The following is a 14,584-nucleotide window of genomic DNA, read 5'->3' as shown; positions in this document are numbered from 1 at the left end:
CCTTTTTTATTGCTGCGGTTTGTTGTGCCGGGTAAGGCGCAGCCGCCACCCGGCTAAACACTCAGAAGTCGTAGCTCGCGCTCACCGAGACGTTCAGCGGTGCGCCATAAACCATATAAGAGCCGACGTAATCGTAATACTCTTTGTCAAACAGGTTGTTGACGTTAGCCTGGACGGCAAACTCTTTGGTGACCTGATAACGGCTGAACAGGTTAACCAGCCCGTAACTGCCTTGCTCTGCACGTGATTGTCCCGCCGGGCCGCCGTCCACATCCGTCCACACCTTATTCTGCCAGTTTACGCCACCGCCCACGGTCAGTTCTGGCAGCATTGGCAGTTGATAACGGGTAAACAGCTTCATGGTTGTGCGCGGCTGATCGGAGCTGACTGCGTTGCCGTTTTTATCTTCAGCAATGTAGCGGGTTGCGCCGAACGTTAGCTGCCAGTTATCCGTCAGCGCGCCGTTAAGCTCGAACTCAATCCCTTTACTCACCACACCGTCCAGCGATTCATAAATGGATTCACCGCTCGGCATGTAGGTATAAGTGTTGCTCGCCACGTTATCCTGTTCAATGCGGAAAATTGCCAGCGAGGTGGTCAGGCGGGTATTAAACCAGTCCGCTTTCACACCGGCTTCATAGCTTTTACCCGTGGTTGGGTCGAGGTAACGACCACTGGCATCACGCTTGTCCTGAGGCTGGAAGATTGAGGTATAGCTGACGTAAGTCGACCAGTCTTCATTAATGTCGTAGACCAGACCCGCGTAAGGCGTGACGTCATCTTTGGTACTTTCCAGACGGGTGTCCGGAGAGCCCGCCGGGTTATAGCGAATGTTATAGTTGGTATAGCGCGCCCCGAGGATCAGGTGCAGCGGATCGGCCAGCGAGAAGCGGGCGGAAGTATAGGCCGATGACTGACGGATGTCGTCCTGGCTATAGAGCTTCCATGGCGTCCACTGAGGATCGGCAATATCCCCGTTCCAGTTTTTGAAATTACCCACGTCGACCATGCCGTATAACGCATCCGGCATCCTATTGTCATAATGGTTGCGCTGGCGGCTGAAGCTGCCGCCAAACATCATTTCGTGCTGACGGCCAAAGAGATCGAATCCGCCCCGCAGGAAGGCATCAACCGCATCCTGTTTGCGCTCGCCTTTGTTCCAGCCACCATAGCCCACCATGCCTGCACCGGTCGCTTGATCGGGATAGCCGGACATATACATCAGTTTGCTGTCGAAATTCGTATCAGCATGCATGCCGTTGATGTGGGCTTCCCAGCCGTTGTCAAAGCGCTGAGTCAGGTTGGCGAAAATGCGGGTGTTATCTTTATCCGAATATGCCCACTTTGGCGCTACGGTCTGGCTACGATCGTAATGGGTTTTACTCCCGTCGCTGTTCCAGGTTGGCAATCCACCCCAGGTCGGATCCTCGGTGTTGCTTTCCTGGTATTCATAGCCGACAGAAAGGGTCGTGCTGTCGGTCACATCCGCATCCACCACGCCGTAGAGGAATTTTTTACGGTAGTGGTAGTTATCAACAAAGCTGTCGTTATCCTGATAGCCTGTAATCAGGCGGCCGCGTATCTTGCCGGACTCCACCAGCGGCGCCTGCAGATCCAGCACGTAGCGCTGTTTATCCCAGCTGCCGTAGCTGGCACTGACATTACCTTTGAATTCATTGCTGTCTGCATGTTTGCGCACCATATTGACATAGGCCGCCGGGTTTCCCGTCCCGGACATCAGGCCGGTTGCGCCGCGTACCACTTCGATACGGTCATAAATCGCGGTATCGGCGGCAGTATCGCCGAAGTTCCACACTTCGCTGATGGAGGTCGGCAGGTCATCGTACGCATAGTTACTCACGAAGAATCCGCGTGAGTAAAATACGGTACGGTCGCTGTCCTGAACCTGCGCCGTCACGCCAGTGGTATTAGTTAACACCTGGCCGATAGACTGCAGGTTTTGATCCGCCATGCGCTGCTGGCTGATGACGCTGACGGACTGCGGAATATCGCGAGGCACGAGGAGCAGTTTGGTCCCGGTGGTGGTGGTCTTGACGCTGTAGTCCCGATCCTGCCCGTCGGACAAGGCAGGCGCGTTATCGAAACTGCCATCAACCACAACGGTATCTTCGTCTGTGGAGGCAGCAAAACTCACGGCTGGCATCAATGCCATAGCAATACAGGCTGCCAGCAACGAAGGCGTTGCGACAGGCTGACGTTGCCCATCCCTGGTATGATGATTGAAAGACATGATCAAACCCTTAAGAACGGTGAAGGTTGGTAGCATCAGTCCCGCGATCGCGGTCTGACGTCGTTTTCTATGTTAAAAATGCGCATGAAAATGCAAATGCGAAATATACGCATTGCCATTAATGCTGTAAACAGATGTGTCGAGCGGAACTGAAATAATGTTTCAGCCAGTGAATACGCCTGAGCGGTCACTCTTCATTCAGCTGATGAAGATTCAGGAAAGAATTCGGGGGAGAAGGTTGAAAGGACAGGAGAAACTCGCTCATACTCTTGGATTGTGTCACACAGTCTTCCCGAGAGTGTGTTATCAGCGGACGCACCACGCCAGATTTAACAAAAAAGGAAAAGGTCATGGCTGAAGAAACGATTTTCAGTAAAATTATCCGTCGCGAAATCCCCTCGGATATCGTCTATCAGGATGAACTGGTGACGGCTTTCCGGGACATTTCCCCCCAGGCACCGACACACGTCCTTATCATTCCCAATATTCTGATTCCGACCGTAAATGACGTAAAAACCGAGCACGAAGTGGCGTTAGGTCGTATGCTGACGGTGGCGGCGAAAATTGCCGAGCAGGAAGGCATAGCGGAAGACGGTTACCGTCTGATCATGAACTGTAATCGTCATGGCGGCCAGGAAGTTTATCATATTCACATGCATCTGCTGGGTGGACGTCCTCTGGGGCCGATGCTGGCACACAAAGGTCTTTGACATGTTTAAAGGGCGTATTGCAGCGCTGGTAATGACGATGATGATTGTGGGATGCAGCACGCGCCCGGCGATCCCCGTGAGCGATGAACAGACGCTGGTGATGGAGTCCTCCGTGCTGGCGGCGGGTATTACGGCGCAACAGCCCGCGTTAACCGTCAGTGAAATTAAGTCTTCAGCCTCCTCTGCGCTCTTTAACGAACGAAATGAACCCGTGACGGTCCACTACCGTTTTTTCTGGTATGACGTAAGAGGTCTTGAAATGCATCCGCTGGAGGCGCCGCGCAGCGTCACCCTTCCGGCGAGGTCGTCGGTAACGATCTATGACAGCGCCAGCTATTTGGGTGCACATAAGGTAAGACTTTATCTTTATCTGTAAGGGGTGAACTTTGATTAAAAATTTGAGCCGTTATGCGCTCGTGACAGCTTTCGCTCTGTTTCTGGCAGGGTGTGTGACCCGTACTGAACAGCCTGCACCTGTAGAAGAGGCTAAACCGGGTACTGAGCAGCCGACAACGCCAACGGAGCCACAGCCAACCGTGCCGTCTGTACCGTCCATTCCGTCACAGCCTGGTCCAATTGAGCACCCGGACCAGACGTCACAGCCTACGCCGCGCGTGCGCCATTATGACTGGAACGGTGCAATGCAACCGATGGTCGGTAAAATGCTGCAGGCACAGGGCGTGACGGCAGGCGGCGTGCTGCTGGTCGACAGCGTTAACAACCGTACTAACGGTTCGCTGAACGCGGGCGAAGCGACGGAAACCCTGCGCAATGCCCTGGCGAACAACGGCAAGTTTACGCTGGTCTCTGCTCAGCAGCTCGCGGTGGCCAAACAGCAACTCGGCCTGTCGCCGCAGGATAGCCTCGGCACCCGCAGCAAGGCGATTGGGATTGCCCGCAACGTTGGCGCCCAGTATGTGCTGTACTCTAATGCGACCGGCAACGTGAATACCCCAGCCCTGCAGATGCAGCTGATGCTGGTTCAGACAGGCGAAATTATCTGGTCAGGTAAAGGTGCGGTTACGCAACAATGACAGCACGCGTGATGCGATCCTGACGCGCTATTTTCCGCAGTACCGCCTTATCGCGCCGCAGGCCCACTCCGGGCTTGGCGGCGCGAGTTGTATTCTGGAGCAGGGTGCGCACCGTCTGGTCTTACGGCATAATCACGATCCCTTCGCGCCCGCTTTCCATTTTCGTCGTCAGTTTCGTGCCCTCAGACGTCTTCCGTCAGATCTCGTGCCGGAACCCCGTTTTTTCCGACAGGGCTGGATGGCCGTCGACTATCTTGAGGGCGAGGTGAAAAGCGCGCTGCCGGACACCCCGGAGCTCGCGGCGATGCTGTATCATCTGCACCAGCAACAGCGTCTGGGGTGGCGAATCGCGTTACTTCCGCTGCTTGAGCACTACTGGCAGCAAGCCTCCCCGAAAAGACGTACCCCAGTCTGGCTTGCGCATCTCAAACGGCTGCGTAAAGCGGGCGAGCCGCAACCGATTCGGCTCTCACCATTACATATGGATGTGCACGCCGGGAACATTGTGCATACGTCAGGAGGAGCCAGACTTATTGACTGGGAATATGCCGGAGACGGCGATGTGGCGCTGGAGCTGGCCGCGGTCTGGACGGAAAGTGACGCCGCGCGGCTGACGCTCATCAGAGAGTATGCCAGAGTAGCGCATATTGACGCCGACGCGCTGGCTCGTCAGGTGAGACGCTGGCGACCCTGGGTCATTATGCTGATGGCGGGCTGGTTTGAAATGCGCCTTCAGCAGTCCAGAGATAAACAATTTATTGCGCTGGCAAACGATGCCTGGCGTCAGTTACAAACGAAAGGATAAGAGAGGTGAGTGTGGGTCCAGTCATGTTGAATGTTGAAGGGTTTGAGCTGGATGCGGAGGAGCGTGACATTCTGGCGCATCCGCTGGTGGGCGGCCTGATCCTGTTTACCCGCAACTATCACGATCCGGCGCAGCTGCGCGAGCTGGTGCGTCAGATCCGCGCCGCGTCGCGTAACCATCTGGTGGTGGCCGTCGATCAGGAAGGCGGGCGCGTGCAGCGTTTTCGCGACGGTTTCACCCATCTGCCGGCTGCCCAGTCTTTCGCCGCGCTGCTCGGGACGGAAGAGGGGGGAAAACTGGCGCAGGACGCTGGCTGGCTGATGGCCAGTGAAATGATTGCTATGGATATCGACATCAGCTTCGCCCCGGTGCTGGACGTGGGCCATATCAGCGCCGCGATTGGTGAGCGCTCATACCATGAAGATCCGCGTATTGCACTGGCAATGGCGACCCGATTTATCGACGGGATGCACGATGCAGGTATGAAAACCACCGGCAAACACTTCCCGGGCCACGGAGCCGTGACGGCGGATTCCCATAAAGAGACCCCGCGCGATCCGCGCCCGGAAGCGGAAATTCGTGCCAAAGATATGTCGGTGTTCCGTTCACTTATCACCGATAACAAACTTGACGCTATCATGCCTGCCCACGTGATTTACAGCGACGTCGACCCGCGGCCGGCCAGTGGCTCTCCGCACTGGCTGAAAACCGTATTGCGCCAGGAGCTGGGTTTCAATGGCGTGATTTTCTCTGACGATTTGTCGATGGAAGGGGCGGCAATTATGGGCAGCTATGCAGAACGCGGTCAGGCGTCGCTGGACGCAGGTTGCGATATGATCCTGGTCTGCAATAATCGTAAAGGGGCTGTTAGCGTGCTGGATAACCTGTCGCCGATCAATGCAGAGCGTGTTACACAATTGTATCATAAAGGTTCATTTACCCGTCAGGAGCTGATGGATTCGGCGCGCTGGAAGACGGTCAACGCCCGGCTTGAAGACCTGAATGAGCGCTGGCAGGCGCACAAAGCCAGCCTGTAATCCCTCCCGGAAGGCGTAGCATGGTGAGAAGACAATGATCATCTATTTACACGGTTTTGACTCAAACAGTCCAGGTAATCATGAGAAGGTGTTGCAGCTGCAGTTTATCGATCCCGATGTCCGGTTGATCAGCTACAGCACGCGCCATCCGAAGCATGATATGCAGCATCTGCTCAAAGAAGTGGACAAGATGCTGCAGCTTAATATCGACGATCGCCCGCTGATTTGCGGCGTGGGCCTGGGTGGCTACTGGGCAGAGCGGATTGGTTTTCTGTGCGACATACGCCAGGTTGTATTTAATCCTAACCTTTTCCCGAATGAGAACATGGAAGGCAAAATTGACCGCCCGGAAGAGTACGTCGATATTGCCACCAAGTGCGTCAGTAATTTTCGCGATAAAAACCGCGACCGGTGTCTGGTGATCCTTTCGCGTAATGATGAGGCGCTCAACAGCCACCGGGCTGCGGAGCTTCTGCATCATTACTATGAGATTGTCTGGGATGAAGAACAGACCCATAAGTTCAAGAACATCTCCCCACATCTGCAGCGCATAAAAGCCTTTAAAACGCTGGGCTAAGCCCCAGTCAGTCACCTCCGGAACCCGGTCGCTAATGCGTACCGGGTTTCTTTTTGTCCAGAATTGTCTACTTTTAAGCCATCAAAACTTGATGCATATCAATTTTGGTATGACCAATGCGCCTGACGTGGTATTCTCAATTCACCTGAATGGTTTCAGTGTTGTAACCTGTTGTTAATTAAGGGTTATTTTTATAACTTTTAATTAACAATTGGTTAATAATTTGAGGGGGTCACGTTGACTACGCCATTGAAAAAGATAGTGATTGTAGGCGGTGGTGCTGGCGGGCTGGAGCTGGCCACACAGTTGGGTAAGAAGCTGGGTCGCGGTAAAAAAGCCAAAATCACGCTGGTGGATCGTAACCACAGTCACCTGTGGAAACCGTTGCTGCACGAAGTGGCGACCGGATCGCTGGATGAGGGCGTGGACGCGCTGAGCTATCTGGCGCACGCACGCAATCACCATTTCCAGTTCCAGCTGGGTTCCGTGGTGGATATCAACCGTGAAAGCAAAACCATCACCCTGGCAGAGCTGCGTGATGAAAAAGGCGAGCTGCTGGTTCCTGAACGCAAACTGGCGTATGACACGCTGGTAATGGCGCTGGGCAGTACCTCTAACGATTTCAACACGCCGGGCGTGAAAGAGCACTGTATCTTCCTTGATAACCCGCACCAGGCACGTCGTTTCCATCAGGAGATGCTGAACCTGTTCCTGAAGTACACCAATAACATGGGTGCGAATGGCAAGGTTAACATTGCCATTGTCGGCGGCGGGGCAACGGGGGTAGAGCTCTCTGCTGAGCTGCACAATGCGGTGAAACAGCTGCACAGCTACGGGTATAAAGGGTTAACAAACGACGCGCTGAACGTCACGCTGGTCGAAGCCGGTGAACGCATCCTCCCGGCGCTGCCTCCGCGTATCTCCGGTGCGGCGCACAATGAACTCACCAAACTGGGTGTGCGGGTGCTGACACAGACGATGGTGACCAGCGCCGACGAAGGCGGTCTGCACACCAAAGACGGCGAGTACATCAAAGCGGATCTGATGGTCTGGGCGGCAGGTATCAAAGCGCCTGATTTTATGAAAGATATCGGTGGTCTGGAAACGAACCGCATTAACCAGCTGGTGACGGAGCCAACGCTGCAAACCACGCGCGACCCGGAAATCTTTGCGATTGGCGACTGTGCTTCCTGCGCGCGCCCTGAAGGTGGCTTCGTGCCGCCGCGTGCTCAGGCTGCACACCAGATGGCAAGCCTGGTGCTGCATAATATTCTGGCGCAGTACAAAGGCAAACCGATGAAGACGTATGTCTATAAAGACCACGGCTCTCTGGTATCGCTGTCCAACTTCTCTACCGTCGGTAGCCTGATGGGTAACCTGATGCGTGGCTCGATGATGGTAGAAGGGCGCATAGCACGCTTTGTCTATATTTCACTGTACCGTATGCACCAGATCGCACTGCACGGCTACTTCAAAACGGGTCTGATGATGCTGGTGGGCAGAATCAACCGCGTCATCCGTCCGCGTCTTAAACTCCACTAATCTTTCACTCCCTCCGGGCCCTCCGGAGGGAGTTTTTAGCATATCATGCTGCCCGTCATGGATTAGGTGCTTAAGAGTTCTCCTAAACATGATATATCCCTCTCCAGCGTCCACTTTTTGATCCTTTGTCTTATTGGCGAAGCCGTGGCTTCATTGCAAAATTGTTACCAATAGCAACAAAGGAGGAAGTCCCGTGAATAAATCTATGTTGGCGGGTATAGGGATTGGTGTCGCAGCGGCGTTAGGTGTGGCTGCTGTTGCCAGTCTCAACGTATTAGATCGCGGCCCGCAGTATGCGCAGGTGGTTTCTGCTACTCCCATTAAAGAAACCGTAAAAACCCCTCGTCAGGAGTGCCGTAACGTCTCCGTGACCCACCGTCGTCCGGTACAGGATGAAAACCGTATTGCCGGCTCTGTTCTGGGTGCGGTAGCGGGTGGGGTAATTGGTCACCAGTTTGGCGGTGGCCGGGGTAAAGATGTCGCGACCGTCGTTGGTGCGCTGGGTGGCGGCTATGCCGGCAACCAGGTGCAGGGTGCGATGCAGGATAACGATACTTACACCACGACTCAGCAGCGTTGTAAAACCGTCTATGACAAGTCGGAGAAAATGCTGGGTTATGATGTGACCTACAAAATTGGCGATCAGCAGGGCAAAATCCGTATGGATAAAGACCCAGGAACGCAAATCCCACTGGATGGAAATGGCCAGCTGGTACTGAATAACAAAGTGTAAAAAAGATGTTCTCTGAACTTAGCTCCTCAAGCGCTCAGGCTGAGGAGCTTTTTTTTACCTCAAATTTTGAGGAGTTCAGGCCACAAGCGTAGTGTGGTTTCGGTTATACTCTGAAGTTTTTCCAGCGTCGCGCCTTCACGCGCGCTGATCGACATACCCTGCAAAATACAGCTCAGGTACTGCGCCAGCATCTGCGGCTGACAATGCGCGGGAATTTCACCGCGCTGCTGGCGTTGAGCCAGAAATGCGCTGAGCGTCTCTTCCTGCATGGCATGACGCGATTTCACCGTATTGGCGATCTCTTTCGACGCTGCCGCCAGGGTGGCGGAGGTGTTAATCATAAAGCAGCCCGCGGGCGTATCTTTACTGGTGAAGCAGGTGGCAACGGCGGTGAAGTAATCCCGTAGCGCCTGTTCAACGCTTTTCTCTTCACAAAACAGCTGGGCTTCGTGTTTCGCTGCAAAGCGCGAAATGTATCGGTCCAGCACTGCCCTGAACAGCCCCTCTTTGTTGGTAAATTCAGCATAGAGCGTCGGTGCTTTGGCGCCGGTGGCTTCTACCAGATCGGAAAGCGAGGTCGCTTCATACCCATGTTGCCAGAAGAGAGTCATGGCCTTATCAAGCGCTGCATCCCTGTCAAACACTTTTGGTCGGCCACGGCTTTTCTTCGCACAACTCGTGACGTCGGTTGTCATTTGCCGTTGGTCCTCTGTTGATTTGTTGAATAACCATTATAAAAATAAACGCAACCCATCACCAGTGCAGAATGCTTAAAAATAAATTAATCATATATGTATGAAAATAAACGACTTTAAAAATTAATTAATGTTCGTTATAAAATTATGTTGACGCGTGAGCTGGATCACATTTATGATTTACCTATCGATCGTTAACTAAATAGCTAACGACCTCCAAATTCATCTGCCAAAGGTAAACATCATGAAAAACGTAAAAACCCTCATCGCTGCAGCCGTACTGAGTTCACTTTCTTTCGCAAGCTTTGCTGCTGTACAAGTTCAGTCAACGCCAGCCGATCAGCATAAAGTCGGGACGATCTCTGCGTCTGCCGGGACTAACCTGGGTTCACTGGAAGATCAGCTGGCACAAAAAGCGGAAGCAATGGGTGCAAAATCCTACCGCATCACCTCTGTGACCGGTCCTAACACGCTGCACGGCACGGCTGTCATCTACAAATAAGCCGGGCATAAACCCTCATTTATGCCACTGCAATAAAAAACGCCCTGCTAAGCAGGGCGTTTTACGTTCTGTTTTACATCGACTGCTGAACGATATCGTGATGCCGGGTGACATCGGTCGGCATGCCTGACCGGGCCTCCATCGCACGTTCCATCACCTGGCTCTCGGTATTCGCATTCGTTTTAAAGCTCACCATCGCAGCATTCAGGTTAATGGGTAACGTCTGCGGATCGTCGCCGATATTTTTTGAGAGCGGCTGGTGAATCTCAACCAGCCGTACGCCGCCCGGCTCCTCAGAGACTTTAATCGGCGTATTGATAATATTCACTTTAGTCCCTGGCGTAACGACGTTGAACAGCGTTTTGATATCGTCATCGCGCAGACGAATACAGCCGGAGCTGACGCGCATGCCGATGCCAAAGTCGGCATTCGTTCCGTGCAGCAGGTAAACCCCACCGTATGCCGCCAGGCGGATCGCGTGGTGCCCCATTGGGTTATCCGGGCCAGCCGGAACAACCGCGGGAAGATCGATGCCCTGGGCTTTATAACGGGCGCGAATGTTGGCCGTTGGCGTCCAGGTTGGATTCGCCCGTTTATCCGAGACGGTCGTCACCATCGTCGGTGTCAGGGTGTCGCCGCCAAGTTGACCGATACCGATAGGGTAGACGGTCACTTCATTTTTACCCGGCGGATAATAATAGAGACGTAACTCAGCCAGGTTTATGACGATCCCCTCGCGCGGGGCATCCGGCAGGAGAGTTTGTAACGGGATCGTCAGTACGCTGCCCGCGCGCGGGACATACGGATCGACGCCGGGGTTCGCCTGCAGCAGAGCCAGAAAACCGACGTTATATTTTTTGGCAATGGCTTCCAGTGAACCGCCATTATTTTCAACCACATGAAAGCGGTTTTCCCCGACCAGCTTGCTGCCAGGCGGTGGAAGAGGCCAGGTGTTTGCGCGAGCGGGAAGTGCAACCGCGACGGCGGCAGCCAGCGTAAACAGGGTTATCCAGCGGGTAAAACGCGAAGAGGTCATCATCACCATAATCCATATAAATGATAAGGTTATTGTTTTATAAGGTGTTAATGATAATTATGGCGAAAGGGTGTGTCGGGAAGATCGGGTGAAGTGCAAAGAGTTTGTAAATTGTCCCCCCGGCAGCACTGGCTAACGGGGGGAGGTCAGATTACGCGACCGCGTTCTCTTCGAGCTGCCGCATAAAGTTACGCACCCAGTCCATACGGGTTTTGCGATCCGCCAGCTCCTGGGTAAATTTCAGACGGGTTGGCCCATCCAGGCGGAAATACTGCGGCTGTTTTTGCAGCAGGCCAATCAGCCACATCGGGTTGACGTGGTTCTTCTCGGCGAATTCAATGACGCCGCCTTTTTCATTACCTTCAAGTTTGCGGATCCCCAGCTTCTGCGCCTGCTGGCGCAGCCGCGCGATATCCAGCAGATTTCTCGCCGCATCGGGCAGCAGGCCAAAGCGGTCAATCAGTTCCACTTTGATCTCTTCCAGCTCATTTTCATTCTTCGCGCTGGCAATGCGTTTGTAGAATGACAGGCGGGTATTCACATCAGGAATGAAATCATCCGGCAGCAGGGACGGCATACGCAACTCGACCTCGGTCTGCTGGCTGGTGAGATCTTCCAGCGACGGCTCGCGTCCGGCCTTCAGGGCATCAACCGCGTTTTCCAGCAGCTCCATATAGAGCGAGAAGCCGATGGTTTCCATGGAGCCGCTCTGATCCTCGCCCAGCAGTTCGCCGGCACCACGGATCTCAAGATCGTGCGTGGCCAGCGCAAAGCCTGCACCGAGGTCTTCCAGCGAGGCGATGGCTTCCAGACGCTTTTGCGCGTCGGTGGTCATCGCTTTCGGATGCGGGGTCAACAGCCAGGCGTAAGCCTGATGATGCGAACGGCCGACGCGACCGCGCAGCTGATGAAGCTGCGCCAGACCAAAGTGATCCGCACGCTCAATAATGATGGTATTCGCCGTCGGGATATCAATGCCGGTTTCAATGATGGTGGTACACACCAGTACGTTAAAGCGCTGGTGGTGGAAGTCGTTCATCACCCGCTCCAGCTCGCGCTCGCGCATCTGCCCGTGGCCGATGGCAATACGCGCTTCCGGTACCAGTTCGGCCAGCCTGTCCGCGGCTTTCTGGATGTTTTCAACGTCGTTATAAAGATAATAAACTTGGCCCCCGCGCAGTACCTCACGCAGGATCGCCTCGCGTACCACCAGATTATCGTACTCGCGGACAAAGGTTTTCACCGCCAGACGACGCGCCGGTGGTGTGGCGATAATCGACAGATCGCGCATGCCGCTCATCGCCATGTTCAGCGTACGCGGAATTGGCGTTGCGGTCAGGGTCAGAATATCGACGTCGGCGCGCATCGCTTTGATCCGCTCTTTGTGACGCACCCCGAAGCGGTGCTCTTCATCGACGATCAGCAGCCCCAGATCTTTCCACTTCACGTCGCTTTGCAGCAGCTTGTGCGTACCTATCAGAATATCGATTTTGCCTTCGCTTGCCTGTTCGAGGATCTGCGTCTGCTCTTTGGCGCTGCGAAAACGTGACAGCATCTCAATGCGCACCGGCCAGTTGGCGAAACGGTCGCGGAAGTTGTCGAAGTGCTGCTGGGCGAGCAGGGTGGTCGGCACCAGCACCGCCACCTGCTTGTTGTTTTCGACCGCCAGGAAGGCGGCGCGCATCGCCACTTCGGTTTTGCCGAAGCCGACGTCGCCGCAAACTAAGCGGTCCATCGCCAGCGGCTGGCACATGTCGCTCAGTACGGCGTTGATGGCCTGGGCCTGGTCCGGCGTGGTTTCAAACGGGAAGCTGTCGCAGAACAGCTGGTACTGCTCTTTATCATGCTTAAAGGCGAAGCCCTCTTTGGCCGCGCGCTGGGCGTAGATATCCAGCAGCTCGGCCGCCACGTCGCGTACTTTCTCCGCCGCTTTCTGGCGCGCGCGAGCCCAGGCATCGCCGCCCAGTTTGTGCAGCGGGGCGTTATCCTCCGCGCCACCCGCGTATCGGCTGATCAGATGCAGGGATGACACCGGAACATACAGTTTGGCGTCGTTGGCGTAGGTCAGCATCAGATATTCACCTTTGATGCCGCCGGCTTCCAGCGTGGTCATTCCCTGATAGCGCCCAACGCCATGCTCCAGGTGAACAATCGGCTGGCCCGGATGCAGCTCGGCCAGGTTACGGATCAGCGTGTCCGGGTTGATGGTGCGACGGCTGTCCTGACGGCGCCGCGCGACGCGCTCGCCCAGCAGATCGCTTTCGCAAATCAGCGCCAGGTTGTTGAGGGTATCAATAAACCCGTGTTCGGCGGCACCGATCATCAGATAACGGCCGTTTCCGGCCGCGTCGCTCAGGCGCTGAATGCGTTTCGGCGCAACTTTTATTCGCCCCAGCAGCTCGCCGAGTGCTTCGCGGCGGCCTTCACTCTCAACGGAGAACACCACCGGGCCGGTAAAGGACTCCAGGAACTTACGCAGATTATCCAGCGGCGATTTCTGCTGCGCCTGAACGGCCAGGTCCGGCAGCGTCCGGAAGGCGAGGTTGGTGTTGGCGGCCTTATCGGCAAGCGAATCGGTTTTGAGCTGGATCCGCGGCCAGCGCTTTAGCTCCGCATTGAGTTCGTCGGTACGCAGCCACAGCGCTTCCGGCGGCAGCAGCGGACGCATCGGGTCAACGCCCCGGTTTTCGAAGCGGGCGCGGGTTTCGCTTTCGAAACGGCTGGCGCTGGCGTCGATATCGCCGGTGTTCACAATCAGCGTATTTGTCGGGAAGTAGCTGAACAGAGCAGGCAGCGGCTCGTTAAAGAACAACGGCTGCCAGTATTCGATCCCGGCCGGGAGCGTGCCTTTGCTGACCTGCTGATAGATGTGCTCGGCATCACGCTTGACGTCGAACTTATCGCGCCACTGGCTGCGGAACAGTTCGATGGCAGTTTTGTCCGTCGGGAATTCATGCGCGGGCAGTAAGTTAATGGACTCTACTTCCTCCAGCGTGCGCTGGGTGTCGGCGTCGAACACGCGCAGGCTGTCGATTTCATCATCGAAGAAATCGAGACGATACGGCTGGTCGCTGCCCATGGGATAAAGGTCAAGCAACGCGCCACGGGTTGCGTATTCCCCGTGCTCCATCACCTGATCGACATGGCGATAGCCGGCACCGTCAAGCTGCTCGCGCAGGGCATCACGGGACAGGCGCTGGCCTTTTTTCATCACCAGCGCATGACCATGCAGATAGCTGTGCGGACAGACGCGCTGCATCAGGGTATTCACCGGCACAATCAGCACACCGCGCTGCATGGTCGGCAACTGGTAGAGCGTCGACAGGCGCGAGGAGATGATCTCCTGATGCGGAGAGAAGCTGTCATACGGCAGCGTTTCCCAGTCGGCCAGGCTGAACACCAGGCTATCGGTGAACTGGCGGATTTCGTCGTGCAGGCGCAGGGCATTTTGCATATCCGGGGCAACAAGCACCACCGGGCCGGGGTGTCGCTCAGCAATTTCTGCCACCAGCGTGGCGCACGCCGCGCCCGTAAGTTCACCCAACTGGCGCTGGTCGCCCGCTTTGACAGGCAAGGAATAACGATAGTGTTCAGGCATGGCTATGTCAGAGTCTCTTATGGATATACCAACAGTATTGGGGCATATCACTGATACGCAATGT

13 protein-coding genes are annotated in these 14,584 nt (G+C 55.2%); 9 read left to right on the top strand and 4 right to left on the bottom strand.

Annotated features, from left to right (window positions below):
- Window positions 1-61: 61 nt before the first annotated feature.
- The gene (gene fhuE, locus ACOTY9_RS08000) at window positions 62-2,251 is read right to left on the bottom strand and encodes a ferric-rhodotorulic acid/ferric-coprogen receptor FhuE (protein ID WP_213782216.1); all 2,190 of its coding nucleotides are present in this window, start codon (window positions 2,249-2,251) and stop codon (window positions 62-64) included.
- A 350-nt stretch (window positions 2,252-2,601) separates the two neighbouring features.
- Between fhuE and hinT the strand changes: the two genes are divergently transcribed.
- From hinT to ACOTY9_RS07960, 8 genes are all read left to right on the top strand, one after another.
- Window positions 2,602-2,961, top strand: a complete 360-nt coding sequence (hinT, locus tag ACOTY9_RS07995; protein ID WP_008500786.1) for a purine nucleoside phosphoramidase — start codon at window positions 2,602-2,604, stop codon at window positions 2,959-2,961.
- 1 nt (window position 2,962) lies between these two features.
- Complete coding sequence (locus tag ACOTY9_RS07990) at window positions 2,963-3,337, top strand: YcfL family protein (protein WP_023332707.1); 375 nt, start codon at window positions 2,963-2,965, stop codon at window positions 3,335-3,337.
- Window positions 3,338-3,347: 10 nt separating this feature from the next.
- A complete protein-coding gene (gene lpoB, locus ACOTY9_RS07985; RefSeq protein WP_014883395.1) occupies window positions 3,348-3,995 on the top strand; it encodes a penicillin-binding protein activator LpoB in 648 nt (215 codons plus the stop codon).
- Window positions 3,976-4,800, top strand: a complete 825-nt coding sequence (thiK, locus tag ACOTY9_RS07980) for a thiamine kinase (RefSeq protein ID WP_023332708.1) — start codon at window positions 3,976-3,978, stop codon at window positions 4,798-4,800. Before lpoB ends, thiK begins: the two co-directional genes overlap by 20 nt.
- 11 nt (window positions 4,801-4,811) lie before the next feature.
- Complete coding sequence (gene nagZ, locus ACOTY9_RS07975) at window positions 4,812-5,837, top strand: beta-N-acetylhexosaminidase (protein ID WP_348565746.1); 1,026 nt, start codon at window positions 4,812-4,814, stop codon at window positions 5,835-5,837.
- Window positions 5,838-5,871: 34 nt separating this feature from the next.
- Window positions 5,872-6,414: an alpha/beta hydrolase YcfP gene (gene ycfP / locus ACOTY9_RS07970; protein ID WP_014883398.1), complete on the top strand. Its 543-nt coding sequence runs from the start codon at window positions 5,872-5,874 to the stop codon at window positions 6,412-6,414.
- A 237-nt stretch (window positions 6,415-6,651) separates the two neighbouring features.
- Complete coding sequence (locus ACOTY9_RS07965; protein WP_023337096.1) at window positions 6,652-7,956, top strand: NAD(P)/FAD-dependent oxidoreductase; 1,305 nt, start codon at window positions 6,652-6,654, stop codon at window positions 7,954-7,956.
- Window positions 7,957-8,149: 193 nt separating this feature from the next.
- Complete coding sequence (locus tag ACOTY9_RS07960) at window positions 8,150-8,689, top strand: glycine zipper 2TM domain-containing protein (protein WP_008500779.1); 540 nt, start codon at window positions 8,150-8,152, stop codon at window positions 8,687-8,689.
- Window positions 8,690-8,748: 59 nt separating this feature from the next.
- Here the strand turns inward: ACOTY9_RS07960 and comR are convergent, their stop codons facing one another.
- Complete coding sequence (comR, locus tag ACOTY9_RS07955) at window positions 8,749-9,384, bottom strand: TetR family copper-responsive transcriptional repressor ComR (protein WP_348565629.1); 636 nt, start codon at window positions 9,382-9,384, stop codon at window positions 8,749-8,751.
- 244 nt (window positions 9,385-9,628) lie between these two features.
- On the opposite strand from comR, the gene bhsA reads away from it, so the two are divergent.
- Window positions 9,629-9,886 (top strand): multiple stress resistance protein BhsA, encoded by a 258-nt coding sequence (gene bhsA, locus ACOTY9_RS07950; protein WP_023332711.1) that lies wholly within the window; start codon window positions 9,629-9,631, stop codon window positions 9,884-9,886.
- A gap of 73 nt (window positions 9,887-9,959) precedes the next feature.
- Here the strand turns inward: bhsA and ldtC are convergent, their stop codons facing one another.
- Complete coding sequence (ldtC, locus tag ACOTY9_RS07945) at window positions 9,960-10,925, bottom strand: L,D-transpeptidase LdtC (RefSeq protein ID WP_014883402.1); 966 nt, start codon at window positions 10,923-10,925, stop codon at window positions 9,960-9,962.
- A gap of 148 nt (window positions 10,926-11,073) precedes the next feature.
- Window positions 11,074-14,520 (bottom strand): transcription-repair coupling factor, encoded by a 3,447-nt coding sequence (mfd, locus tag ACOTY9_RS07940; protein ID WP_087529551.1) that lies wholly within the window; start codon window positions 14,518-14,520, stop codon window positions 11,074-11,076.
- Between the last annotated feature and the right edge of the window lie 64 nt (window positions 14,521-14,584).

The sequence above is a fragment of the Enterobacter cloacae complex sp. SHL012 genome (assembly GCF_049237505.1).
Taxonomy (GTDB): domain Bacteria; phylum Pseudomonadota; class Gammaproteobacteria; order Enterobacterales; family Enterobacteriaceae; genus Enterobacter; species Enterobacter kobei.
Note: the sequence above shows the minus strand (reverse complement) of the source record. Positions and strands in the feature narration are given on the sequence as shown.